This is a genomic window from Pontibacter ummariensis (genome assembly GCF_900188175.1).
Lineage (GTDB): Bacteria > Bacteroidota > Bacteroidia > Cytophagales > Hymenobacteraceae > Pontibacter > Pontibacter ummariensis.
The window spans coordinates 35,245-58,947 of sequence record NZ_FZOQ01000031.1; the positions used below are offsets into that span (position 1 = coordinate 35,245).

Below are 23,703 nucleotides of genomic sequence, written 5' to 3' on the forward strand. Positions count from 1 at the left end.
CTCGCGTTGCAGGTTTCCCTGCCGTACTGAGAAGAGGAGTAATGTAAGCAGTTTTGAAATGTATAAAGTATAACAAAACATATATATGTTGGCTGACTGCGGGTATCAGTTATGTATTTGCCCAGTCTAAAGTAAGATGTACCTATGTTAATAAGACAATATGCTCATTCTATCCTTCTTGAGAAAATTAGAGCCGTTAGGTTAATAACGATAATTACAAATATGAGGTTAATTAAACTTAATTATATTGTTTGTACAAATGTTGTTAACATGCTTATATGAAATCCTTTAAGTATTGCAGTGTAGAACATGTATTAGGCAAGCAGTTTCTTTAAATTGGTATATCCGGCCTCCTCTAACACATTCAGCTCTCCCCCAGTAGCAAGGCCCAAGGCCTTATGGCATTGGTTAAGCCTGTTGAGCATAGGCTGAATTTGCTGGTTATAGTAATTGAAGAAATTGTATATGTCTTTGGAAGAGCATGGAAGCTTATAACCCGCGCTAGAGCTGACAATTAGTACCCCCTCGTCTCTTACTGGCCCTACTATTAATGAGCGGAAGCGATGCTCAGAGAAGTGCTCATATTTATAAGAGTTCAGGTGCTGCAGCAACTCATAAGTATGAATAAATCTGGTTTTATAGTTATAGGTAAATATCATCAGCAGGTACTCCACAAACAATACCCTACACTTAATGACCGGGTCTTTACTACCGGTGTGTTTCATGATGTAGTTTCTGGCTCGCAATTGGGCAGCCTCTGTAATTGCCTGATCATAATAATCTACGGCTTCTTCTATGTCTACTGTATAAGGTACGTGTTGACCAGGCCAGCTTTCTACTCCGACGCAATGGGCGTACAGTTCCTTCTGTACGTTTACAGCCAAAAGCCCTGCATTGTACTCATTCAGCGACCAGCCCAGAAGGTGTGCTAGCTGTAGGATAATAGCTTCCTCTCCTGTAGAAAAGGTAAAAGAAGCCGGGGAGAACAGATCCACCTGGTGATTCTCCTGAATGTAGCGCCTGAAACTCTGCATGAACTCCGATGAGCCCATTTCATTCGCTATGATAGCCAGATTGCGGACAGTCCGGTACAGGTTATTGTAAATAAGGCCGGAGAGGAACTTATAGAAAGTGCCTTTATACTGGAGTGGCGACTCTTGGTGTAACTTCCGTTTATCTATTAGCAGGGAGTGAAAGGAAAACTTCAGTGTCTTTAGCTCCGCTAGTATCTCCCTGAGCTTTTCCGGTTCGATGGCCCCTTGATGAATATTTAACTTTCCTTCCGGAAAGAACTTGTGCCAAATTTGGAGAAGCCCTTCCTCCACTTCCCTCCTGTTCTCTTCCTCGACCAATACGACAGTAACAGAAAAGTGAGTGCTTGCCGGACTTTCATACTTAAATCCATGAGATCCTGCCTCACTTACAAAACCGACTTTTGCCATAGCCTTATATTTTATGAAGGGTGAACTTGTTGCTGCTTTACGTCTGCTCTCTTAAGATACTAATAGTATTACCATATAGCAATATACTGCTAACGTATTTAGCTATTGATGGTTTGTCAAGCTTCTTAAACGGACGTTTATAAAGCTTGACAGAGCCATTTTTATCGGTAACTTTGTCATGTCAGGTAAAAAAAGGGAGGAAAGTGAAGACTTACGTGGCGTACTATCGGGTATCAACCAAGTCGCAGGGCCAAAGTGGGCTTGGGTTGGAAGCGCAACGCGCCGCTGTTCGCTTGTTCGTAAAATCCGAGGACCAGATTCTGGAGGAGTTCACCGAGGTGGAGAGCGGCAAGAAGAACAGCCGTGAACAACTACGGGCAGCAGTGGCACTGGCGAAGATGCGGCAGTCGACCCTGCTCATTGCCAAATTGGACCGGCTCAGCCGAAACGCCGCGTTTATTTTTACGCTAAGAGACAGTGGTGTTGATTTTGTCTGTGCGGACATGCCCGAAGCAAATACCCTGACCATTGGTATTTTCGCTGTACTAGCCCAGCACGAACGCGAGCTTATTTCGCAAAGGACCAAGGCAGCCCTGGACGCGAAGAAAGAGCAAGGGTTTAAGTTAGGATCTCCGAAGAACCTTACGGAGGCAGCTAGACTCAAGGGGCTTGAAGTTCGACAGCGGAATGCCAGTTTAAACAAAGCTAACCGGCAAGCATCCAAGTTGATCCGGATCTATCGGGAGCAAGGCTATACCTTTCAACAGATCGCGGAAGAGTTGAATGAGGAGGGGTATGTTACCCGCAATGGAAAGCCCTTTTTAAAAGGTACGGTGCATTACTTGTATCAAAAAACAGTCGCTACTTTACCAGAAGTTGAGTGACAGAAGGTTCGATTCCCCTACGGGCTACCAAAGTAAAAAAGCCGCTTCATGTTGTGTGGAGCGGCTTTGATGAAGTCAAACAGATATGAGCTTACGAGCTTATATCTTGTAGCGGCATAGGAGGAGGCACCACGTTTTTTACTGGTTTCGTTGATTTTAGATAGGCAAGAATTGCTCTTAAGTCATCGTCTTTCAGTCTTGAATAGGTTTGCCACGGCATGGGAGGCAGTAAGTTTCGGTTATTAGCAAGCCCTTTAGCCTTTCCTTCCCGCATAGCTTTAAAGAATTGCTCTTCTGTCCAGGTTCCTATTCCAGTTGGATCTGACGTAATATTGGCTGCAAATGAAACACCCCACGGTCCTATCACTGCGGTACTGTGAGAGTTAAACATTACCCAGCTTTTGAGTAACGTGGTATCTACTTTTGCAAGTGCATAGTTGGCAGGATGACCTGACAGCAAACGCTGCGCATCTGGTACTGGCCCATTCGGGCCATAAACCTTTGGAGAGTGACAATCATTACAACCCATTATAGTTACCAGATACTCCCCTCGGAGCACCTGTTCCTGGCCAAGCAGCTCGTTGGTTTGGTATGGTTTTACATTTGGCACGTCATGTGACGTAGACTGGGTGCAGGAAAACTGTAAGAAACTTATACTCCCCAGCAGGACTGATTTGAAAATTAGAGTCTTCATCGTTTTCTTAAATTCAGGTGAGTTTAATGGTAACTAGTCCTGCGCTTCAGGCATAGGACTAGTTCCGGTTATCTATAGAGACAGTTGAAAAATTACTGTTCTTGCTGAAATGTCAGTTCCGCAAGGTAAACTTTGTGCTCCTTCCTAGATGCGTCATACTCCACACGGTAACTTTTTGGGTAGTATCCGGCTTTTTGATATGCAGCAGGCTGCTTAACAGGAATACTCGCTTGCGGTTTGCTCATGATGTAATCAAGTGCAACCATCGGCTCGTAAAAAATCACATTACTTTGGTAACCGCCATAAATGAATGTCTGTGTAAATGGACTACCATGTAGTTCAGGCGAAGTGACATCTATAAAGTGAGTTCCCATAGCTGGCATCCTGCCGGGAAGCATAACATAATTCGCTGGGAGATACTTAGCCGCAGGAGGAGCAGGATCAAGCTCAGTGGGTGCCAAGCCAGGAATAGTCTTGCGCAACTCATTAGAAATCATATAGAAATGAAAGTCAAAATGTGGCTTATCGTATACGTTTGCTGGCTCGTGCCCTGAAGGGTTCCAATCTACGGTAACAAATTTAAAAGGCGTCAGCTCTGCGGCCTTAGGAAACTCTAGCACCGTTTCATGGGAGTTATGACTACCTTGATGATGCTCACCGGATTGCGGTAACCCCAAAAGTGCCTTGTCTGACATGGACACCCCAATGGCCGTAGGTACTCCATTTTTACCTACCGTCACCCATGTCCGCACAATGCCATCTCCTAATGGTTTCGCAGGACTATAATAGGTTGTAGCCTGAGTAGCTTTGTCATAAACCTGAGAATCAAGGATGGGATTGACCTCCTCCGCTTTTTCGCAGCTGGCAAAACTAAAGGCAAGGGCTATAAGAAATGTTGATAATTTTTTCATGGCATTATTTTGCTTGTATATAGTTTGTTCATAGCCAGTGAGTATATAAAACCGGGTTGCCTGTATATGCACTTCACCTGACTATCGATAAACCGATGTTATTTTGAAATCACTTTGTGAGAGCTTTGATTTAAAATTTACTTTACTGCTGTAGCTTCAATTTCAATTAAGAGCTGGGGAAACGCTAATCTTGATACACCGAGAAGAGTGGAAGAAACTTTCGAACCTGACTCGGCAAGACGATTTAAAACAACATCATAATGTTGAAAGAAGAGGTCTACATCTGTAGTGTAATAATTTAGCCTTACAACGTCTGACAGACTATAGGCAGCCTGCGCGAGCACCGTCTCCAAATTGTCCAGAGCGTAGCCAATCTGTGCCCGCATGTCCCCCTCCCCTATAGGCTTCCCTTCCGGACTCATGGCAGTTTGGCCAGCACAGAAAAGGGTCTCTTGATAGTTTTTTACTTTTATAGCCTGCGCAAAACCTAACTGATCTTGCCATTGCCAAGGATTAATAGCTTGTTTTTCGGTTTCTGGTTTTGTTAAAGTTTCCATTTCTACTTGTTTATGTATGGGTTAAATAGAGTTTTTTTCAATTGTACATGCTCAAAAAGCACATTTGTGCAATACCAGTTATGTTCTGATCTTGATAGCGGTGCGATAAATTTGCTGGAGGCCATTTTTGTGTTAACTAGGCAAGTGCAGGAACCTGAACAAAGCGGGCTCTGTAATCCCGAACAAATTCTTCGAAGCTTCGGGGCCTTCTTCCTAATGCCAGCTCTGTTGCTTTAAGATCTTCTGCTGATGCGGCCAGACCGTTTTGCTGAAAGAAGCTGTACATCAGTTTCCAATCTTCCACAACCCAATCGGGTAAGGTTTTCTTTGCTTCTTCAGACCAGGCTTCAAGATCATCGCCAGCATAGTGCACTCCCACTCCTAGTTCTTGGGTGTAAATTCGAGCTGTTTCTTTACCTGTTAGTGACTGAGGGCCTACCACCGGTACGCTCAGCCCGTTGAAGAGGTCAGAAGTTAAGGCATTTACAGCGGCTTCTGCCACATCGCGCACATCTACCCTACTTAACCCAATGCCCCCGATTGGCTGCGGGTACAACCTGTAGTTGCTGATCACCTCGGCAAACCAAAAGTCATTCTGGTAGAAGTTGTTAGGGCAGATGAAAACATAACGCATCCCCGACTTCATCACGGCTTCTTCGATAAGAATCTTCGCTTTGAAGTGTGGTATTTCGGGGGAAGTGCAGACATTATGTATACTTTGGTATACAAACTTTTGAACGCCAGCTTCCCTGGCAGCCTTTACGGCGTTCAGGCCCTGCGTTACTTCTGTTTGGCTTGTCCCGTTCAGCATAAAAACGGTGCTTACTCCTGTAAACAAGCCATCCAGGCTTGCCGGGTCCTCAAGGTTACCTACAAAAGCTTCTGCACCATCTGGCAACTCTGTTGCCTTTTCAAGGGATGTGGTGAGCACCCTTACCTGTACCTTTTTTTCGAGTAACAGCCGTACAATATGGCTCCCTACGGTGCCAGTACCGCCTATAACCAGTGTTTTCATAATTTTTTGATTTAAATTATGAACAAAGCTACAGCGCCGTTAAAAAAGGCTTCCGGAAAAGGAATGAACTGAGAAATAAAAGGCGCGAAGGAATTACTTTTGAGCGCGAACGGAATTAATCAATGATGAGCAGGCAGGAAGTCTCAGGATTACGGTAGTTCCTTCTTCCAGGTGGCTGAGTACTTCAATTTCGCCACCTGTCTTCTCTAGGAGTTCCTTCACAAGCACCATCCCCAGGCCTGTTCCCTTTTCTTTGGCCGTCCCCTTACTGCTCTTCGGGTGATGCAGGTCAAACAGAATCTTCATTCTTTCGGGCGAAATACCTATCCCATTATCCCGGAATAAAATCCTTACCCTGTCGTCTTCAGTTTTTACCTCAATAGTTACAGCTCCACCCGGACGTGTAAATTTGATGGCGTTACTTAAAAGGTTACGAAGGATGGTCAATAAAGCATTTTTATCTGCCATTACCTCAGCATCCTCTAGACCAGACAGGCCGATACTGATATTTTTTGAGAAGGCAAACTCGTCATGCAGCTCAACAACATCCTGTAAAAGCGGATACACTGCTAAAGGCTCTATCTGCAGCTGAAGATCACCGGTTTGGGAAAGCGACCAGTTGAGCAGATTGTCCAGCATACTGTTAATGCCACTTGCAGCGCGTGCAGTTTTGCTGCCTAATTCCAGCAACTGCTGTACATTGCCTTTCTCGTGATAGTACTGTATAAGCTCCGCCACATGCTGCAAAGCAGCGGCAGGGCTTCGCAGATCATGGCCGATAATAGAAAACAGGCGGTCCTTGCTGGCATTTAGCTTTACCAGTTCAGCTGTCCGCTCCTGTACCTTCTGCTCCAGCTGCTCCAGTATAACGGCATTCTGAATCGAAATGGCCAGCAACTGCGACAATGTCATCAGGAAAGCTTCATCTTCAGGGCTGAAGAAATTATGGTCTCTGCTCTCCACCGAAAGCACGGCAACCAGCTCATCATTAGAAAGCAGCGGTATGGCCACCTGGCTCTCGACATCCTTTAGCCCTGGAAGCAAAACATCAGTGCCGGCTTCTCCTATTCCAGCGGCGGCTTGCAGATATTGCCGTTGCCGCGAAATATTGGCCATTCGTAACCTGCGCTTTCGCAAGGCCACTACTCCAATGACGCCCTCCCCCATCTTTACCCTGGCACCAAGCCCCTGTTCCTCAAAACCCCGGCTGGCAAATACGCTTAAATAGTGCTGCTCCCGGTCTGGCAGGAGTAGCATGCTGTGCTTTAGCTGGAAATTAAGGTCCAGCATTGCCAGTATGTTATCAAGCTTTTCCTTTAAGCTCGCCAGCTGGCTTAACTCAACTGATAACCTGCGGAGAAAGTCGTTCTGGCGCCTTTCCTGCTCCAGTTCCTGCGCCAGATGATGCAGCTGCTCATTCATGCATTCAGATGTTTGCTCCTGCGAAAACAGGCTCCACTGCTACAATCCTGCAGATTAGGGCTGCGTGTAAGCTAAAGTCGATATGATGTGGGGTTGCCAGCGCCATCAGCTGCATTTCCATTTCTTCAAAAACAGGCCCTTCTTTTACTTCCTGTACAAACTGCAACTTTAGCTTCCACATGGCCATGGTGTCGGCAAATGTAATAAAGGCTGTGCAGGCGGTATTCTCCGTTAGATTTCGCCATGTTTTGTTCATAAACTGGTACGAAAGCCCCACATGCGCTTCATCTATTTTATACAGCCGTGAGATAAACGTGATGTTCGGCACACCATCGGACGACGAGGTAGCAACCACGGCAGGGATAACACCTTCCATGGCACTTCTTACATCGGAGGGTATGATTACTTGCTGTGTCATCACCAGATCATTATCCAATTTTATTCCCTGTACCTACCTTAGGCGTTTGCTCATACATCTCTTCTCCCCGCATCTCTATGCACAGGCACGGCTCTTGTAGGTACTGCTCGAACAAAGAGGCTGTTTTGATCCTGATGGCATGCATACTCTGGGCAAAACCATGCATGTAGTTTCTTTGATAGGTTACCTCTTCAGAAGTGCAGGGTCTTTGGCTTATGAAAAGACCTTTCACTTGGTAAGATTCGAAGGTTTGGATAGAAGCAAATAAAAAGCTGATGTGGGGATTGGCCCCGACATTTGAAATAAAGGCCCGTGTGTAGCGCTCTGGCACAAACAGGTTTATGTGCTGCCTGTCATCCTGCACCGTTGCGCCGGAAAGCCTTATTACTTCTGCTTGGTCGTCGGCTGCACAACTGCCCGCCCAGATGGAAGTATAAGGTGCCTGAAGGAGCGCTATTTTATGATCGTCCAATAACATGACATTCTGCGTTCAACCCAATCAGATTGTTTTAAGCCGGGAAAATAGTTTGTCCTTGAAAGTTTTGCCAACCGGGATCTTTTTACCCACCACTTCGATGCTGTTCGTCTGGATGCTGATTTTCTCTATTGCCTGAAGGTTGACTAAATAAGAACGGTGTACCTGTAGAAACTGGTCTTTGGGGAGCGTATCTGCAAAATCTTTCAACCGGTTACTTACCATGTGCTTTTTGCCCGCCGCAAAAACAAAGCAGTACTTATCATACGCTTCTACAAGAGCAATAGACTCCAGCATCACCCTGATAAGCATTCCGTCTTCCTTTATAAAAAGGGACTTATCCTGCAAAGCATCTTTCAGCGGCATGTCCAACTTTTCTGGGGTCTGCTTCTTTTTTGACAGGGCCAGTTCGATAGCAGCCTGTAGCTGACCGGCATCATATGGCTTGGTGATATACCCGTCAGGCAACGTTTTCATCGCTTTTCCAATTACCTCTTTGTTTATAAAAGAGGTTACATAAATAACAGGCACATCCCTTACTTCATTAATCCTGCTCACCAACTCGATACCGTTCATTTCACAGCCTAAATCAATGTCTACCAGTAACACGTCCGGATCAGTAGCCTTGAGTAAGCTTAATGCTTCCTTCGGGTCATGTGCTATTTCGATCAGGTGATAACCTAACTGATCAAGCCGCATACGGAGTGTATCAGCATAAAGCTCATCGTCTTCTACCGCCAATATTCTTACCTTGCTCATTTAGCTGCACAATATATTTTTGACCGTTTGTATACAACTTTAACAGCGTGTAAAAGAAATAAATTTTTGTGGTATTCCAACAACGTTTATGCTGTACTTTTCTGAATTCGAAGACAGGTTATATGTAAAAAAACTTTAAAGAGGAGAGGGTCATGCTTGTATGATACTGGAGAGTAAGTTATGCATGTGTCCAACCATAAATTAAAATTTACATTGGGCAATAACTTTAATCTGCTTCTGTCTCTAAATACTCAGCTAGTAATTTATAATCCCTGTGGAAATGGTTCGATAATTCCATCCTTCGGTCAACAGGGAAGCCCCTCAGATGCTCTTGAGGGGCTTTATTAAGGTCTTCGGACACTAATCTGATCCTACACCTTACCACTCCTTCTTATGCCTCTTAAGTGTCTAGAAGAAGGAGCTACAGCAGCCGTGTTTTTATCACTACCAGTTTGCGTTCCTCCCCTGCTTGGTTTTAATCAATGAACCTGTCAATAAGCCACGACTCTTGACCTCCCCCTAAAATCAGACATTCGAGCGTTACGCAATGACCCTTATGAATCCCCCCTCCCTTTCTCAGGACAGCAGCAACTCAATACAAAGAACCTGCCAGTCTAAAATGAAGCTCTTTTAAAAACCATGCATGCAACGTTTATCCTGTTATAGGTTTTATAGAAGAATGATAATAACCGAACCGGCAATCATCAACACAGAGCCGACCAGTTTTTTTCGGATCTCAGTCTCTTGAAAGAACCTGTACCCAAGTAGTATACTGACAACTGTAGAGAGCTGAAAGAGTGACAGCGCATACCCCACCGGCATGTGCGCAAAGGCGTAATTGGTAGTGAGCTGCATCGTGCCGATACAAAGGATGAGCAAGCCAAATTGACTTAGGTCCGCTAGTTTAAGCTTGCCTATTTCTTCTTTAAAATCCACTCGATAGAGGAGCAGGAGCATAAAGGAGAAGAGGGCCCCAAACCAACACCAGCTGATGAAAGCTGTTGTGGTGGAGGAGAGCAGAATCATTTTCTTCACAAATACGGCTTCTATGGCCGTCAGGACCATGGCCCAAATGCGGTACTGAATCTCCTTTCGCTTCAGCAATGCCCAGGAGAAGCCTACGCCCGTTGTGCCTAACACAAAATAGCTGCCATACACAATGAGGGTCATGCCTATTACTCCCCAAACACTTGGAATTTCATGAAGCAGAAAAACACCAAAGACAATACTCACTACTGACTTGTAAGAGTTGATAGGGCCAAGCACAGAAAGATCTCCCTTCTGCAGAGACCTCACCAGAAAGAAATTTCCCAGCGCACCGGCCACACCGTCCGCTACAGCATAAAGCCAGAACGCTGACGGCAGACTGTGCCATGAAACTCCAAAACCAAAGACGAGGCACACCAGCGACAGGAGCAGGTAGGTAAGGAAATTAACCAGCAAGGGGTAGTGGCCCTTTGCGGTTAACTGTTTTTGAAAAACGTTCCCAAGAGGGTTGGAAAGAACCCTTAAGAAGACGGCAATGAAGGTAAGAACAGCAACAGCCATTTTAAGAATGGTTTTAAGAGAAACAACTCCAAGTGACAGTTTGCAATATATTGCATTTGCTTGCAATATACACCAACTAGCGGCAAGTAGTTTGTAGAATTATATAGGAAAGCGGTATTGGTAGCCCAATCTTTGAACAGAAAATGTAAATTGATTATCAGTACATTATACAAAATAAGCAGTTTATTATTCGTTAAGGAGGTGAGAAAAATCAACCCTCACAATTGCAATTTGTTGCAATATATTTCTTATTTTTGCTTTATACCTAATTATATGTTTAAAGAAGAGCGCTTACAACTCATCCTGGATTCAACTAACCGGGAGCGGAAGGCATCTTTCACTGCCCTAAGCAAGCTTTGCCGGGTATCGGAAGACACCATCCGGAGGGATATAAAGGAGCTGGCCGAACAGGGATTGCTTAAGGCCGTGAGGGGCGGCGCCATCGCACACTCTCCCATCCCCCATCATTACCGTGACCGGGAGAAGCATATTGTCCATGAAAAGGTAGTGATTGCCAACAAGGCACAGTCATTCTTGAAAGATGGACAGGTAGTTATTTTTGACGGTGGCACCTCTGCCGTGGAGGTGGCGCGTCACTTGGACCGCGCTTTAAGGATCACGGCGGTCACTAACAGTTTTCCCGTGGCGAGTCTTTTAGAAGACCACCCCAGTGCAGAAGTCATCTTTTTGGGAGGCAGGCTAGATAAGCCTTCCTTTACCACCAGGGGCTACGACACCGCGAAAGCCCTGGAGGAAATACGGGCAGATGTGTGCCTGCTGGGCGTTTGCAGCATTCACCAAAGGCTGGGTTTGACAGTCATGGATTATGAAGATGCGCAACTGAAGAAGGTCATGGCTGCCAATTCAGAAAAAGTGTTCGCTTTGGCAAACCTGGAGAAGATCAATACGGCTGAAAACTACTTTGTCTGTCCGGTAGGCACTTTAGATACTATCATCACCGAGGTAGAACCAAGCCATGAAAAGTTAAAAACTTATCAGAAAATGGGCATCAACATTGCGTAATAAGCCCAGACAGTCAGACTGACAGGAAGAAGCTTTCAAAGCAAGCCTTCATATCCCCGAGCGCTGCAAAACAACAGGGCAGACGCCGACAAAATAAATAGTTGTAGAAGAAATGGAACGAAGAAACTTTTTAGCTAATCTGGCTGGCTTGGGCATACTGTCCTTGGTAAAGCCATTTTCCGTGTTCAGCAAAACCGTCGCTGTCTCGGGTGATTACACCATCGAGCAGTTTGAGGATATGGGGCTGGCGCACTTCTCCTATGCTGTTATTGCCGACGGTAAAATGATGGTCATAGACCCACAGCGGGATCCACAGATCTACTATGATTATGCGCAAAAGAACAATGCCAAGATTGTAGGTGTTATTGAAACGCACCCGCATGCGGATTTTGTGAGTTCGCACCTGGAAATTTACAAGAAGCTCAAAGTGCCTATCTACTCCAGCAGCCTGACAAAGCCCAACTATCCTGCAACTGCTTTTGATGATGGAGACATCATCAAGCTGTCCGACAAAATAGGCTTCCGTTCCATGCACACGCCGGGCCATGCGCCGGATCATATATCAGCCGTATTGTTTGGTATCGGAAAAGATATAGCCGTGTTTACAGGCGACTCTCTGCTCTTTGGCGACGTGGGCCGACCGGACCTGCGCGACTTCTCCAATAATATCGAGACGCAAAGACAGCGGCTGGCGGAGATGATGTATGACACGATCCATGGGAAGTTCGCAAAGCTGAAGGATGATGTGCTGGTCTATCCGGCACACGGCGCGGGCTCCTTGTGTGGCAGGTCCATTCGAAAAGCGTCCAGCTCCACAATTGGCTATGAAAAGCAGCATAACTACGCCTTCGAGAAAAGGACTAAAGCCGAGTTTGTCTCCTTGCTGCTAAGCGACCAGCCTTTTATTCCGCAGTACTTCTCATATGATGTTAAACTGAACATCAAAGGTGCTCCTGATGTAAAGTTCAGTATTTCCAAAATAAAGCGCCTGCCTAAGAATTATCAACCAGATGCAAAGGCGCTGATCATTGATAGCCGCCCGGCATCGGCCTTCAAGGCATCCTACTTACCTAATGCCATCAACATCCAGGGCGGTGGCGCGTTCGAGACCTGGTTGGGCAGCATAGTGGCCCCTGATGCTGCCTTTTATCTGGTTGCCGGGGATGAGGAGGGGCTGGAGACTGCTATAAGGAGGGCTGCTTCCATTGGATACGAAGCCAACATAAAAGGCGCTTTTGTATATGATGCAAAGGACGGAAAGCAGTTTGCTGCCTTCGACAGAAGCACCTTCCATCCCGAAGAGGACAAGTACACCTACCTGGACGTGAGAACAGGGAAAGAGGTAAAGGAGGCGAGCGTTTTCAAGAACAGCATCAATATTCCGTTGCAGGAGCTGAGTCAGCGCATTTCAGAGGTACCGACTGGAAAGCCCGTCCTCGTAAACTGTGCATCCGGCTACCGTTCCGCTGCGGCAAGCAGTATGCTTAAGAAACTACTGCCTGCCGTACAGGTGTATGACTTAGGTGCCGCCGTGGTAGACTACAAAAACACAGAAGCCAAAAAGTAAGGCCATTACTTGAACAGCATAGCCTGGCTCTACAAAAGCCACCTACCAGGCTGTGCTATTTGCTGGCCATGCTGTACCGGCCTTCTATATAAGCAGAAGTAAAAGAGACTAATTAGAATGACGTAGCCTGTGTTACCTAAATGAAGCCTTTCACAACATAATGTATTGTATATGAAAAAAACACTTATTACCGCTGTTCTGGCGCTTGTAAGCGCTGGCGCCTTCGCACAGGCGAACGTGCCTTCCTCAGAGGCCCAGATTAAAGGCGCCGTACTGGCTGCCCCTTCCGATAAAAGAGCGGGTGCCACCGTTTTCGGCTACAATGCAAAGGGGGAGTTTGTGCAACTAAGAAAAGGAACAAACGAAATGGTTTGCCTGGCGGATGACCCTAATCAGAAAGGCTTCTCAACTGCCTGCTATCATCAGGACCTGGAGCCTTTTATGGCCCGTGGGCGGGAGCTAAGAAAAGCGGGGAAGAGCAACCAGGAGATTTTTGAGATGCGGGAGCAGGAAGCCAAAAGCGGAAAACTGGCTATGCCGAAGCAGGCTTCTACCCTGTTCGTCTACGCAGCCCCTGAGGAAAACTACGACAGCTCAACCGGCGAAGTGAAAGAAGGGTATCTGCGTTACGTGGTGTACATACCTTACGCCACGGCAGAAAGCACCGGCCTGCCCCTGAAGCCCCAGGCACCCGCTATGCCCTGGATCATGCATCCAGGTACGCATGGCGCGCATATCATGATCAACCCTCCTCAACAATAAGTTCTAAAGCACCGCTAGGTTTATCAACTGCAGATTTATAAAACTCAAATTGATTAAAATAATCAGATAGCAGATTAAATTGGCATACCCACAAAGGCTGCAGGGCAGGCGTATTCATTCACTGCTCTGCAGCCTTTGTGATAAGAGGCTATTTTGGTAGTCTGTTATAAATTCAGTAGTCGTAAGTCCCGTCTGCGTCTTGAAAAAGCGCATCAGGTGATTGGGTTCCGAGAAATTCAGTTGATATGCTATTTCGCTAACCGTCGAATTCGAAAACATCAGAAGATTCTTAATTTCAAAAAGCAACCGTTGTTTAAGTAAATGGGTAGCTGTGACGCTAAACTGCCCTTGTACCGCTTTGTTCAACGCTATTCTGCTGATTCCCATCAACGAAGCGTAATCATTTATTCGCCGTTTCTCTTTTATATGAACCTCTAGAAGTCTTTTAAACTGATAAGCAAAATTGTTCTGCGGCTTATCAAGAGGCAGATGGTTGTGTCTGGCATAATACCGGTTGAGCTTCAGCAGTAAATAGTACAAAAGAGAACGAATAATATGATCACTGTCATATATCGGCTTTTTTAGTTCCGAAGCTATTTCTGATAAAGATTCGCAGAATTTCTGAATATCCTCACTTTGAACCGCCATGCTCAGCGGATAATCCAGTTGGTAAAAATAAAGCAGTCGGTAAGTAAACAATTTGTCGGCAAAAAACTCATTTAAAAACTCTTCCTGAAAAATAAGGAATGTAAATTCTAGATGATGAGGATCTAGTCTCCACTGTCTTTTCTGAAAGGGAGAAATAAAGACAATGGTGTTGTCGGTGACATCAATTCTTCGCTGATTTAAGACCAGGTACCCCTTCGCTTTCTTGAAGAATAGAATTTCGAAATAGTCAGTATTGTAAAAATCCGTGAAAGTATAATTCTCTTTCAGTTCATGGCCTGAGGCTACTTTAAGTAAAAAATCTACCCCACACTCGGTTTTATTGAATCTTATGGTTTTCAATTCTTTATTCTGTTTTTTTTACACTAAACGATTAAGGACTTCAAACTAGTTAACATAGTCTCGCATAGCTACCGGTTTATAGGTAGATTAACTTTCCGACCTTGAAACCAAAAAAAAGAGGCCTATGCCTGAGAGCCTGGAACTGGAGAGCTTCCTTATGGCACTCTGTTTCCCAAAAAAAGAGAGTGACTACCACAGCAAATATAACAACAGGTTATCAAAATGGTATCAATTCATATTCATTTGGTAGAAGTTAGGTTACAACAACCCGCTAATTTTGCTTCATGATTTTAACTTAGCTAGTCAGAACAAAATGAGCAAAGCATTAATTGTCATCGACATCCAAAACGATTATTTTGAAAATGGAGCAATGGAACTTGTAGGAGCATTGCAAGCCAGTGAAAATGCAAAACAGCTATTGACAAAGTTCCGCAACGAAAACTTGCCAATCGTACACGTTCAACATATTGGTATGTCTCCAGACGCTACATTCTTTCTGCCTGATACAAAAGGAGCAGAGATTCACAAAAACGTGAAGCCTGAGGACGGTGAAAAACTGATTGTAAAATACTACCCGAATAGCTTCAAAGAGACAGACCTTTTAGACCACCTCAAATCATTGGGTGTTACAGAGTTGGTGTTCACAGGCATGATGACGCACATGTGTATCGATGCAACTGTAAGAGCTGCAAGAGACTTCGGTTTTAAATGCACAGTCATCGGAGATGCCTGTGCAACGCGAGACCTTGAAGTAAAAGGAGCTCATGTAAAGGCTGCCGATGTGCAAACTGCATTCTTAGCAGCATTAACCTTTTTTTATGCTAACATCCAGAATACGAAAGAGTATTTGGCAGTTTAATTGACGCCATACTTTTTGAGTGATTTAGAATGGGTTGGAATTTTTGTTCCAACCCATTTTTACTTAAATCAAGGATAGACGCTTTAGTAGAACATAATCACAGCACCCCCAGATTGTCTCGCAGTTAACACAGCCAACAACATTACCGGATTTGCTATTAAATAAGGCATAGCACTTCCGCCATTCTTTGGAAAAAGTTACTTCCATTATCAAAATGGTAGAATGGAACATAAAAAAGGTAGTCCTTCCCGCAAGCTGAGAAAGTAATTTTGTGAACGGTTATAAAATTCAGCCACACCTTTTTTTAGAAGGGTTAGGAGTTATTTGGAACCAACAGAAATATAAATTAATCACGCTTTGAAATGAATAACATAGACTCAACAAAAGGCAACGGGGTAAAAGGAACTCGCCGGGGAAACGCTCCTGTGCCGCTCTCCATACTTGATTTTGTAGTTACTGGTAAAGGATATTCGGCAATAGAAGCTCTGGAGGCAAGTCTAAAGCTTGCCCGCTTGGTAGATCGCCGCGGATTTACCCGTTACTGGGTGGCTGAGCACCATGCCATGCCCGGTGTTGCGACGTCTTCTCCGCCCATACTACTCTCGCGCCTTATAGGCGAAACCAGACAGATACGCCTTGGATCGGGAGGAATGATGTTGCCTAACTTCCCCCCTTTGGTAGTCGCCGAGCAGTTTGGCTTGCTGGAAGCACTTGCACCCGGCCGTATTGACTTAGGCTTGGGGCGTGCTCCAGGTACAGACGGCTATACAGCTACGGCATTGCGACGCGGCAATATAAGTGTTGAGAATTTTCCGGAGCAGCTGGAAGAGCTGTTTAGCTTTCTCGATGATGATTTTCCAGAGGATGATCCTTATATAGATAAAGTCTATGCTGTGCCCGGACCTGGACAGGATCGTGAGAACGGTGTATCCCGGTCATTTCAGCACCCTCCGGTTTGGCTTTTAGGTTCCTCAGGCTATTCGGCTAAACTTGCAGGACAGAGGGGCTTGCCATTTGCATTCGCCGCTCAGCTGGCACCCGAAAACCTCATGATGGCCTTCGAGATTTACCGAAAAAACTTTAAGCCTTCACATATGCTCGAAAAACCTTATGCAATGGTTTGTTTTGGTGTATTCGCAGCTGAAGACGAAAACGAGGCCTATCGTCAGTCCCGGTCGTTTGCCCATAGCATGATGAGAATGATGTATAGAAAGTCCTATGTACTTCCCTCCCCGGAAGAGGTGGAAGACTATCAATATGACGAGCTTGAACTCAGGACGATCAATATGTGGAACAACAAAGTGCTTTACGGAACCCCGGAACAGGTGGTGGAAAAACTCAACCATTATCAGGAAACAACGCAGGCTGATGAATTGATGATACTGAATCTTGGCCATTCTCCATCCGCGATTTTCCGTTCGGCTGAACTCATAGCCGATGCCTATGAGATGCCTGATTTAACGACTTAGGATATATTGAATCTGATTGTCGAAAGAGTCATCGCCTGAAGCAATCCAAAAAGCCGAACCACCTTCTGAGTGGTTCGGCTTTTTGGATTCAGATGATGGAACAGTTTATTGTTTCAATCTTTAGTTACCAATCTACATCCTTTGAAGCATTTGTCGGAACTCGGATAGGATCATGGAAGTTGCACCCCAGATGACATGACCACTCAGGTTCATTACAGGGACCTCTATGCCTCCTGTGGTTGGTAATGCCATCATCTCCGGTTGCTCACTCAAAGAAAGAAATCTAGAGACGGGGCACTCGATATAGTCCGCAACTTCCGACTTCTGAAGATAGAATGTGGGGTTTCTTTTTGTATACGAGATGAAAGGATACACATAAAAATTGCTTGGTGGCACGTACACCGGTGACATTTCCCTTATGATACGGATATCCTGCCTGTCTATTCCAACTTCTTCATGGGATTCACGAAGTGCCGTCTCTGCGAATGAAGATTCGAAATGCTCCTTTTGCCCCCCGGGCAGAGCAACTTCTCCACTGTGTTTATCATGTTTATATCGCTTCCGCACAATTAATGGAAAGCACCATTCACCGTTTTTTTGATACAAGATGATGTTCACAGCTGCGAATCTCGGGCTTCTCAACATGATGTCCTCGTAAGACAAAACAGGAACGATAGTGGGTTTGTAAGTCTGATGTGCATCTGGCATTAAGGTCACTTCTTTTATTTTCCTGAGCAATTGTCTTACTGATGCACTTCTGTCCATAGTTTAGATGCTTTGAATGGTACAGGAAATTTGCTCAAGCCTCTCCCTGTTTATATCGTGGATTAAAATCATTTATTTACAAGATACGCATCAATAGCAACTTGTAAATACACTTCATTTTCTCCAAGCCCAGCTTACTCACTGTTGGCGTCCGCTTATCCCTTCGCCTCAATTCCTTTCCTCTCACCTTGGCCTTGATAAACAGGTAATCATTTGCAGAAGAGGGAGTTCACTGCCCCTCTCTTACCTTCAGATAATTATCCACAGTCTCAAGATCATCGTGGACATGGTTCGATAGTTCACTCCTTCGGTCTACTACAGCAAAGAAGCCGCTCCATGTTAAATGGAGCGGCTTCTTTGGTTCGATAAAATCCAAAAATTCTCCTTGGGTTAATTTAGCTGTCTATGTGGTGGCGTATTTTGTGACTACTCCGACAGCTGTTTTAGTAGCTCACGCTTTACCTCCCGTTCCACATCAATAGTATCAGTTGAACGTATCCTTGTTGCCAACGAATCAACTCCTGTTTGTCTCTGCAGCTCCTCATTGGCTACATTCTGCAACGAGTCTAAAGCCATGTTGGCACCTGTTTCAACAATGTTTCCGAAAGTTTCCTGCAAGTCATTTCTCTCTGAGCAAGAGACGGCAAATAAAACTATTGCAAGGTATAATATCTTCTTCATCTAATTTTTGTTTCTTAATGTTTAAACCCAATTAAAGCCTAATTACCTTCACAAAGCTCTTGAACAGTTTCCCGAATGTTCTCCCGGAACACCGCTCTACCTTAGCAGGGGACTCCAAGACCAGTTCTTCACCAGAGGGCCTCTTCAACGCTGGCAGTGGCTCGGTACAGGCGGGTGCCCTTGAAAGCCAGCCTCCCTGAGCCCTTCCAGTAGCCGGCCTCCTTTATGTATCATTCTGTAGGTGTCATACCCTGAAAGCAACAAGAACTACGCCACCTTTTTTATTTTACCAGTACAATAAGTACAACTGCCAGCAAGGTTCTGATGCCCGTTAAATGTTCCGTCTCTTGAAACAGCAGCATGTTATTGAAGTACTTCCATCACCGGCATGTTATGCTGCACATCAAAAGCCATCTGAAAAGCTTTCAAGGAGGTTAGTATATCCTCAGGAGAGACAGAACGCATTATAAAAACCAGGCGGGACGCCCGCTCCTCTGATGGCCATGCCTCCAGGTGCTCGGGTGGATGGATGATGTGCTGCACACCATTCAGCACCACGGGGCCTGATCCTCCAATATCCAGCAAACCTTTTACCCGCATGATATTCTCTCCCTTGGCGTGCAGCAGCATACTCAGCCATAGCCCAAAAGCCGTCCAGTCCAGCGGCTCCCGAAAGGTGATGGAAACAGAGCTCACATCCTGTGTATGCGTCTCTTTCTCCTGATAACCAGGAGCTGTGGCTTCTTTTCTTTGCCTTATGGCAGCAGCCGGACTGAATAGCACAGCAGCATCAATGGCGCCGTAGGCGGCTTTATGTATTTCGGAGGAAGGATTGATAGCTTGTAAAGCTCTGTTCAGTTGATCAACTTCTTCACCAGGAGCCAAATCTGTTTTGGTGATGATGAATTTGTCAGCTACCAGGGCCTGTTTTACAGATTCCGGCTGGTGGCGCAGATGGATGAGTCCGTTCACGGCATCTACCGTTACGATTACATTCTGGACATAGAAATGATGCTGGAGAACAGGATGAGACAACACGGTAAAGACAATAGGTGCCGGATCAGCCAGGCCAGTGGTTTCGATAACGACTTTGCTAACATGATCCCTCTGCACCCTGTTGAGCAGCTGTGTCAGGCCCTGCACCAGGTCGTCCCTGGTACTGCAACATACACAACCGCCCCCTAACAAAATAGTACTTTCTTTCAATACCTGCAGCAGGTGATGGTCCAGCCCCACTTTACCAAACTCGTTAACCAGCACGGCGGTATTTTGCATACCAGGTTGCCGGAGGGCCTGCCGAAGCAGGGTCGTTTTGCCACTCCCCAGAAAGCCAGTCACAATGGTGAGACATCGTGTTTCATTTTCCCGATCAGGACGGGGTCCAGTGGGTTTAGATTATACCCTGCCAGTTTTTCCGCGGCAGGCCAAAGCCCGCCCAAATCGTCTATAATTTCCTGCCGGCCTTTGCGGTCGCTGAGGACAAACTTGCTCCCGTTCCAGTCTTCTACCTTTAATCCATAATGGTACAATATCCTATTGGCCAGGTTGGCCCGGTGCAGGCGTTCCCTCCTGTAAAACCTAAGCTGGTCTCCTCCGGGTACACCTTCCCCAATTCTTCTGTCGGTCCAATGCACTTGCAGGATGGCACCTGTACATAACACACACATAATATTATACCTGGCTTTATATTATACCTGGCTTTGTTTGTTTCTTGGGAAGCGGCGGGCAAAGTCATCGGCAATCTCGTCGCATGTTACCCAGCGTACGCCCTCATGGCTGTTGATGTACTCGATCAGTCTTTCGTGCATGAGCAGTACCTGTGGCCGCCCGCTCACGTCAGGGTGTATGGTCATCGGGAAGATGGCATAGTCATACTCGCGGTACACCCAGTCGAACTGGTCTTTCCACATCTGCTCAATATCTCTGGGGTTCACAAAGCCATGGCTGTTAGGAGCCTTCTTAATAAACATCATCGGCGGCAGGTCATCCAGGTACCAGTTGGCCGGAATCTCGATCAGATCCGTTTCCACGCCCCGCTCCAACGGCTTCATCCATGTCGCTGCCCGCTGGGTATAGTCGATCTTGGTCCACTTATCACCCACGCGCACATAGTATGGATGGAAATCATTGTGCATCAGGCTATGGTCATACTTAATCCCGTTCTTCAGCAGCAGTTCGTTGGTGATGTTGGAGAACTCCCACCACGGCGCAACATAACCGGTAGGTCTGCGCCCGGATATTTCTGTTACAAGGTCGATACACCTGAGCAGCACATCCTCCTCTTGCTGCGCTGTCATGGCAATAGGGTTTTCGTGCGAATAGCCGTGCACCCCTATCTCATGGCCGGCTTCCACCACCATGCGTGTTTGCTCCGGAAATGTATCGATGGAATGGCCTGGTATAAACCAGGAGGTTTTAATGTTGTACTTATCAAAAAGCTTCAGCAGGCGCGGCGTACCGATTTCGCCGGCAAATAAGCCACGGGAGATGTCGTCAGGCGAGTCTTCACCGCCATAAGAGCCGAGCCAACCAGCAACAGCATCTACATCAATACCATAAGCAACGAGAATTTCTTTTTTAGCCATCGTTTTTAATTAATACCTGTTCAAGATCTACTTTCGGAATCACCTGGGGAGCATAAAGGAGGTACGCATGGCCCGGAGGCATGGTTCAGAGGCCTTGATGCACGGTGATACGCTTTACCTGTAGTGTTTGGCAAAGAGTGACCTGTTCATGTCGCGCAGGTACGGGAGCCGCCGGCGCTGTTCTATTACTTCCTGCAGGTCTATCTCCGCCACAATCACCTCGTCATGTTTGCTGGCCTCGGCTGTCACTTCGCCCCAGGGATTCACGATGCAACTTCCGCCTCCGAACTCGGTCACATCCTTTTCGGTACCGGTACGGTTGGCAGCAATGACGTAGGCGCCATTCTCCAGGGCGCGCGAACGGGTAGCTATTTTCCAGGCATAGCCACGGGCTTTGCCGAAGGCCGAAGGGTACAGAATAATGTCTGCTCCCTTGAGTGCAAGAACGCGTGCTCCTTCCGGAAAGCCAACTTCATAGCAGATCTGCAGACCAATGTTGCCGACCTCCGTCTGGAACACCGGAAATTCATTGCCTTTTGTAAAGCGCACACTCTCCACATCCCAAAGATGCGTCTTACGGTAAGTCCCCAGTAGCCCTTCCGGCCCTACGATTACAGCTGTATCATATACCAGCCCCTTGCTCAGCCCCTGCTCCAGAATGGCCGCTACTATGTAAGTTTGGTGCTTTCGTGCCAGTTGCTGCATCCATTCCACTGTTGGGCCGGGTATAGTTTCTGCCATTTCCACATCCCGCTCCTCTACCCGATAACCAGTATTGAACAATTCCGGAAGTACAATCAGCTTTGCACCAGACTTTACTGTCTGCTCCACAAGCTCTTCGGACTTTTTAAGATTGGCTTCCCTGTTTCCCAAAACGCAATCCATCTGAACTGCAGCTACTTTAATTTTTCCTGCTTCCATAACTAATTTTTTCAGGCTTATTTCATTTTACCATCCCATCTCTTACGTAAGCAGATTATTTCTAATTGATTAAACCTAATAGTGCCATTATTTAATACAGCAAGTGACTGTTTGATAAATGTGCGTTATCAAAAAGAATAGTAAGCTTGCTCATAATAAATTCTGTTCTATAGAGCAATTACTTGAGCAGAATATTGGAATCGGTTCCCACTTTTTACTAGCCAAGAGACACATGGAATGAAAATGATACGATACGGGGAACTGAATAAGGAAAAGACAGGAATTGTCATCGACGGAATTTGGTATGACACATCAGCCTTTGGGGAGGACTACAACAAGCAGTTCTTTGAATCAGACGGCCCTGCCCGCCTGATGGAGTTTGTACAAACCAATAAAGGTAAGCTGGAGCACATACCGGAGAACAGTCGCTTGGGCTCTCCGTTTGCCCGCCCTTCCAAGATTGTCTGCACCGGATTAAATTTTGCCGACCATGCGGAAGAGATGAAAAATCCGATCCCAACAGAGCCAATCATCTTCATGAAGTCTACTACAGCGCTGTGGGACCTAACGACGACATCATCATACCCAGAAATTCCGAGAAGACAGACTGGGAAGTGGAGCTAGCTTTTGTGATCGTCAAAAAGGCAAGTTACGTGGAAGAAGCCGAGGCAATAGACTATGTGGCCGGTTACTGTCTGCACAACGATGTATCGGAGAGGGCTTAACAGTTTGAGCGCGGCGGTACCTGGGACAAAGGCAAGGGCTGTGAAACTTTCGCGCCTATGGGGCCTTACCTGGTTACGAAAGACGAGATCGAAGATGTAAACAACCTGCGTCTGTGGCTGAAATTAAACGGTGAAATCATGCAAGACAGTAATACGTCCACTTTCATTTTCAAAATACCGCACCTAGTATCGTATATGAGCCAATTCATGGCCCTGCTTCCCGGAGGTGTTGTCTCGACCGGATCACCCGCTGGCGTAGGGTATGGTTTAAACCGCCGGTTTACTTAAAGCCGGGTGATATAGTGGAGATGGGAATAGACGGTCTGGGTATATCAAAGCAGCAGGTAAAGGAATATGCAGAAGCTAGATAGTTGTGAGTATTCGCCCCTACACCAATCTATAGTAAATTGCTTGACTATCTCACTTCATTTCAACTTTTATGTTCAGAAGGACAGACAGATGCTCTACTTCCCCACTTGTAGATACGCGTCTACAGCCGCTAAATCCCTGTGAAGGTTCGATAGTTCACTCCTTCGTTCTACTTGTAGAAAACATGAATCATCCCGAAGTTTAGGGTTGGAATAAGAAAAGGGGACCTCCTGTTTTAGGGATATAGTCACTGTATCACCTAAAGACAGGAGGTTTTTATGTCGGTAAGCGGAACGTCATTCTGGCTCTCGAACACCCAAACCTTCCGTAAAAAAGGCTGCAGTACGGTGTCAATTGGCAAAACACGAATGTTCATCTTCTAAAAGAAAATTAACTTCCACTATGGCTCTAATGTAGCTGCTTCAGGCTACAGATGTAGCATCCGGCGCTCAAAGTACCGAAATCAAATACGACACCTCAAAATGTAGAGCAGTTTTTTTCCTGCCGGCTTAGCAAGATTTGCCGAACATAAGGTATCAAAATAGAACAGCAGAGATTCAACATCAGCATGCTTAGTGTCTGATAGATTTTATCCCTGTTGCCGTAAGAGAGCCAACCTCTCCACTTACAGGCTGGTATCCAGGAAAAGGTCACTTCTTTCATACCCACAGTTCTTCTGGCAGAAAGGGGCCACCGGCGGGGGCGCACTCCCTGGAAGAGGTTATAGCAGCAAGAGCAATTATTAAGGGCGACTCTCATGATGTCTGTTAATTTCCTTCGCTCTGGAAGCGTACACACGTCCAAGTGGCTTCTATGGCAGGTTCTCCGTCTAAGTAAGCGACAC

The 23,703-nt window shown here is 46.0% G+C and carries 23 protein-coding genes and 1 pseudogene; 7 read left to right on the plus strand and 17 right to left on the minus strand.

Features of this window, described 5'->3' with window-relative positions:
* Positions 1–314: 314 nt before the first annotated feature.
* Positions 315–1,442, minus strand: a complete 1,128-nt coding sequence (locus tag CHB92_RS22570) for a DUF3800 domain-containing protein (protein WP_089321510.1) — start codon at positions 1,440–1,442, stop codon at positions 315–317.
* 203 nt (positions 1,443–1,645) lie between these two features.
* Between CHB92_RS22570 and CHB92_RS22575 the strand changes: the two genes are divergently transcribed.
* The gene (locus tag CHB92_RS22575; RefSeq protein ID WP_089321511.1) at positions 1,646–2,326 is read left to right on the plus strand and encodes a recombinase family protein; all 681 of its coding nucleotides are present in this window, start codon (positions 1,646–1,648) and stop codon (positions 2,324–2,326) included.
* A 91-nt stretch (positions 2,327–2,417) separates the two neighbouring features.
* On the opposite strand, the gene CHB92_RS22580 is transcribed toward CHB92_RS22575, so the two are convergent.
* The 9 genes from CHB92_RS22580 to CHB92_RS22620 all read right to left on the minus strand — a co-directional run bounded on the left by CHB92_RS22580 (position 2,418) and on the right by CHB92_RS22620 (position 10,125).
* Positions 2,418–3,020 carry a c-type cytochrome gene (locus tag CHB92_RS22580; RefSeq protein ID WP_089321512.1) on the minus strand — a complete coding sequence of 201 codons (603 nt, stop codon included), beginning with the start codon at positions 3,018–3,020 and terminating at the stop codon, positions 2,418–2,420.
* Positions 3,021–3,112: 92 nt separating this feature from the next.
* Positions 3,113–3,931 carry a DUF5602 domain-containing protein gene (locus tag CHB92_RS22585; protein ID WP_144266372.1) on the minus strand — a complete coding sequence of 273 codons (819 nt, stop codon included), beginning with the start codon at positions 3,929–3,931 and terminating at the stop codon, positions 3,113–3,115.
* A 137-nt stretch (positions 3,932–4,068) separates the two neighbouring features.
* Positions 4,069–4,488, minus strand: coding sequence for a RidA family protein (locus tag CHB92_RS22590; RefSeq protein ID WP_089321514.1), 420 nt, complete (start codon positions 4,486–4,488; stop codon positions 4,069–4,071).
* A 136-nt stretch (positions 4,489–4,624) separates the two neighbouring features.
* Positions 4,625–5,503 (minus strand): SDR family oxidoreductase, encoded by an 879-nt coding sequence (locus CHB92_RS22595; RefSeq protein ID WP_089321515.1) that lies wholly within the window; start codon positions 5,501–5,503, stop codon positions 4,625–4,627.
* Positions 5,504–5,596: 93 nt separating this feature from the next.
* Positions 5,597–6,925 (minus strand): GAF domain-containing sensor histidine kinase, encoded by a 1,329-nt coding sequence (locus tag CHB92_RS22600; protein WP_089321516.1) that lies wholly within the window; start codon positions 6,923–6,925, stop codon positions 5,597–5,599.
* Between the two features lie 4 nt (positions 6,926–6,929).
* Positions 6,930–7,361, minus strand: coding sequence for a pyridoxamine 5'-phosphate oxidase family protein (locus tag CHB92_RS22605; RefSeq protein ID WP_106219219.1), 432 nt, complete (start codon positions 7,359–7,361; stop codon positions 6,930–6,932).
* Positions 7,354–7,821, minus strand: coding sequence for a hypothetical protein (locus CHB92_RS22610; protein ID WP_089321518.1), 468 nt, complete (start codon positions 7,819–7,821; stop codon positions 7,354–7,356). The genes CHB92_RS22605 and CHB92_RS22610 overlap by 8 nt, the downstream gene beginning before the upstream one ends.
* 21 nt (positions 7,822–7,842) lie before the next feature.
* Entirely contained in the window at positions 7,843–8,577 is a 735-nt protein-coding gene (locus CHB92_RS22615; RefSeq protein WP_089321519.1) for a LytR/AlgR family response regulator transcription factor, read from the minus strand.
* Positions 8,578–9,246: 669 nt separating this feature from the next.
* Positions 9,247–10,125: an EamA family transporter gene (locus CHB92_RS22620; RefSeq protein WP_089321520.1), complete on the minus strand. Its 879-nt coding sequence runs from the start codon at positions 10,123–10,125 to the stop codon at positions 9,247–9,249.
* 273 nt (positions 10,126–10,398) lie between these two features.
* Here CHB92_RS22620 and CHB92_RS22625 point away from each other — a divergent pair, with 273 nt between their 5' ends.
* The 3 genes from CHB92_RS22625 (at position 10,399) to CHB92_RS22635 (ending at position 13,477) form a co-directional block, all read left to right on the plus strand.
* Complete coding sequence (locus CHB92_RS22625) at positions 10,399–11,148, plus strand: DeoR/GlpR family DNA-binding transcription regulator (protein WP_089321521.1); 750 nt, start codon at positions 10,399–10,401, stop codon at positions 11,146–11,148.
* A 112-nt stretch (positions 11,149–11,260) separates the two neighbouring features.
* Complete coding sequence (locus CHB92_RS22630) at positions 11,261–12,715, plus strand: MBL fold metallo-hydrolase (protein WP_089321522.1); 1,455 nt, start codon at positions 11,261–11,263, stop codon at positions 12,713–12,715.
* 171 nt (positions 12,716–12,886) lie between these two features.
* Positions 12,887–13,477 (plus strand): hypothetical protein, encoded by a 591-nt coding sequence (locus CHB92_RS22635; RefSeq protein ID WP_089321523.1) that lies wholly within the window; start codon positions 12,887–12,889, stop codon positions 13,475–13,477.
* A 114-nt stretch (positions 13,478–13,591) separates the two neighbouring features.
* On the opposite strand, the gene CHB92_RS22640 is transcribed toward CHB92_RS22635, so the two are convergent.
* The gene (locus tag CHB92_RS22640) at positions 13,592–14,485 is read right to left on the minus strand and encodes a helix-turn-helix domain-containing protein (RefSeq protein ID WP_089321524.1); all 894 of its coding nucleotides are present in this window, start codon (positions 14,483–14,485) and stop codon (positions 13,592–13,594) included.
* Positions 14,486–14,798: 313 nt separating this feature from the next.
* Between CHB92_RS22640 and CHB92_RS22645 the strand changes: the two genes are divergently transcribed.
* Together CHB92_RS22645 and CHB92_RS22650 are read left to right on the plus strand one after the other, a co-directional pair.
* The gene (locus tag CHB92_RS22645) at positions 14,799–15,344 is read left to right on the plus strand and encodes a cysteine hydrolase family protein (RefSeq protein ID WP_089321533.1); all 546 of its coding nucleotides are present in this window, start codon (positions 14,799–14,801) and stop codon (positions 15,342–15,344) included.
* A 362-nt stretch (positions 15,345–15,706) separates the two neighbouring features.
* Positions 15,707–16,813, plus strand: a complete 1,107-nt coding sequence (locus CHB92_RS22650; protein ID WP_089321525.1) for an LLM class flavin-dependent oxidoreductase — start codon at positions 15,707–15,709, stop codon at positions 16,811–16,813.
* Positions 16,814–16,945: 132 nt separating this feature from the next.
* Here the strand turns inward: CHB92_RS22650 and CHB92_RS22655 are convergent, their stop codons facing one another.
* The 6 genes from CHB92_RS22655 to CHB92_RS22680 all read right to left on the minus strand — a co-directional run bounded on the left by CHB92_RS22655 (position 16,946) and on the right by CHB92_RS22680 (position 21,765).
* Positions 16,946–17,578 (minus strand): NUDIX hydrolase, encoded by a 633-nt coding sequence (locus CHB92_RS22655; protein ID WP_089321526.1) that lies wholly within the window; start codon positions 17,576–17,578, stop codon positions 16,946–16,948.
* Between the two features lie 426 nt (positions 17,579–18,004).
* The gene (locus CHB92_RS22660; protein WP_089321527.1) at positions 18,005–18,259 is read right to left on the minus strand and encodes a hypothetical protein; all 255 of its coding nucleotides are present in this window, start codon (positions 18,257–18,259) and stop codon (positions 18,005–18,007) included.
* Positions 18,260–18,622: 363 nt separating this feature from the next.
* Positions 18,623–19,597, minus strand: a complete 975-nt coding sequence (locus tag CHB92_RS22665) for a CobW family GTP-binding protein (protein ID WP_218824298.1) — start codon at positions 19,595–19,597, stop codon at positions 18,623–18,625.
* The gene (locus CHB92_RS22670; RefSeq protein WP_089321528.1) at positions 19,594–19,926 is read right to left on the minus strand and encodes a hypothetical protein; all 333 of its coding nucleotides are present in this window, start codon (positions 19,924–19,926) and stop codon (positions 19,594–19,596) included. The genes CHB92_RS22665 and CHB92_RS22670 overlap by 4 nt, the downstream gene beginning before the upstream one ends.
* A gap of 21 nt (positions 19,927–19,947) precedes the next feature.
* On the minus strand, positions 19,948–20,844 hold the full coding sequence (locus CHB92_RS22675) for a polysaccharide deacetylase family protein (protein WP_089321529.1): 897 nt from the start codon (positions 20,842–20,844) through the stop codon (positions 19,948–19,950).
* A 114-nt stretch (positions 20,845–20,958) separates the two neighbouring features.
* On the minus strand, positions 20,959–21,765 hold the full coding sequence (locus CHB92_RS22680) for a carbon-nitrogen hydrolase family protein (RefSeq protein ID WP_089321530.1): 807 nt from the start codon (positions 21,763–21,765) through the stop codon (positions 20,959–20,961).
* A 237-nt stretch (positions 21,766–22,002) separates the two neighbouring features.
* Between CHB92_RS22680 and CHB92_RS22685 the strand changes: the two are divergent.
* Positions 22,003–22,861: pseudogene (locus CHB92_RS22685) on the plus strand (fumarylacetoacetate hydrolase family protein).
* Positions 22,862–23,703: the final 842 nt, after the last annotated feature.

Bases quoted from the DNA above. Each gene is read 5' to 3' on its own strand.
- CHB92_RS22570 (WP_089321510.1), bottom strand. From the start codon at position 1,442: ATGGCAAAAGTCGGTTTTGTAAGTGAGGCAGGATCTCATGGATTTAAG.
- CHB92_RS22580 (WP_089321512.1), bottom strand. From the start codon at position 3,020: ATGAAGACTCTAATTTTCAAATCAGTCCTGCTGGGGAGTATAAGTTTC.
- CHB92_RS22585 (WP_144266372.1), bottom strand. From the start codon at position 3,931: ATGAAAAAATTATCAACATTTCTTATAGCCCTTGCCTTTAGTTTTGCC.
- CHB92_RS22590 (WP_089321514.1), bottom strand. From the start codon at position 4,488: ATGGAAACTTTAACAAAACCAGAAACCGAAAAACAAGCTATTAATCCT.
- CHB92_RS22595 (WP_089321515.1), bottom strand. From the start codon at position 5,503: ATGAAAACACTGGTTATAGGCGGTACTGGCACCGTAGGGAGCCATATT.
- CHB92_RS22600 (WP_089321516.1), bottom strand. From the start codon at position 6,925: ATGAATGAGCAGCTGCATCATCTGGCGCAGGAACTGGAGCAGGAAAGG.
- CHB92_RS22610 (WP_089321518.1), bottom strand. From the start codon at position 7,821: ATGTTATTGGACGATCATAAAATAGCGCTCCTTCAGGCACCTTATACT.
- CHB92_RS22615 (WP_089321519.1), bottom strand. From the start codon at position 8,577: ATGAGCAAGGTAAGAATATTGGCGGTAGAAGACGATGAGCTTTATGCT.
- CHB92_RS22620 (WP_089321520.1), bottom strand. From the start codon at position 10,125: ATGGCTGTTGCTGTTCTTACCTTCATTGCCGTCTTCTTAAGGGTTCTT.
- CHB92_RS22625 (WP_089321521.1), top strand. From the start codon at position 10,399: ATGTTTAAAGAAGAGCGCTTACAACTCATCCTGGATTCAACTAACCGG.
- CHB92_RS22630 (WP_089321522.1), top strand. From the start codon at position 11,261: ATGGAACGAAGAAACTTTTTAGCTAATCTGGCTGGCTTGGGCATACTG.
- CHB92_RS22635 (WP_089321523.1), top strand. From the start codon at position 12,887: ATGAAAAAAACACTTATTACCGCTGTTCTGGCGCTTGTAAGCGCTGGC.
- CHB92_RS22645 (WP_089321533.1), top strand. From the start codon at position 14,799: ATGAGCAAAGCATTAATTGTCATCGACATCCAAAACGATTATTTTGAA.
- CHB92_RS22650 (WP_089321525.1), top strand. From the start codon at position 15,707: ATGAATAACATAGACTCAACAAAAGGCAACGGGGTAAAAGGAACTCGC.
- CHB92_RS22655 (WP_089321526.1), bottom strand. From the start codon at position 17,578: ATGGACAGAAGTGCATCAGTAAGACAATTGCTCAGGAAAATAAAAGAA.
- CHB92_RS22660 (WP_089321527.1), bottom strand. From the start codon at position 18,259: ATGAAGAAGATATTATACCTTGCAATAGTTTTATTTGCCGTCTCTTGC.
- CHB92_RS22670 (WP_089321528.1), bottom strand. From the start codon at position 19,926: ATGTGTGTGTTATGTACAGGTGCCATCCTGCAAGTGCATTGGACCGAC.
- CHB92_RS22675 (WP_089321529.1), bottom strand. From the start codon at position 20,844: ATGGCTAAAAAAGAAATTCTCGTTGCTTATGGTATTGATGTAGATGCT.
- CHB92_RS22680 (WP_089321530.1), bottom strand. From the start codon at position 21,765: ATGGAAGCAGGAAAAATTAAAGTAGCTGCAGTTCAGATGGATTGCGTT.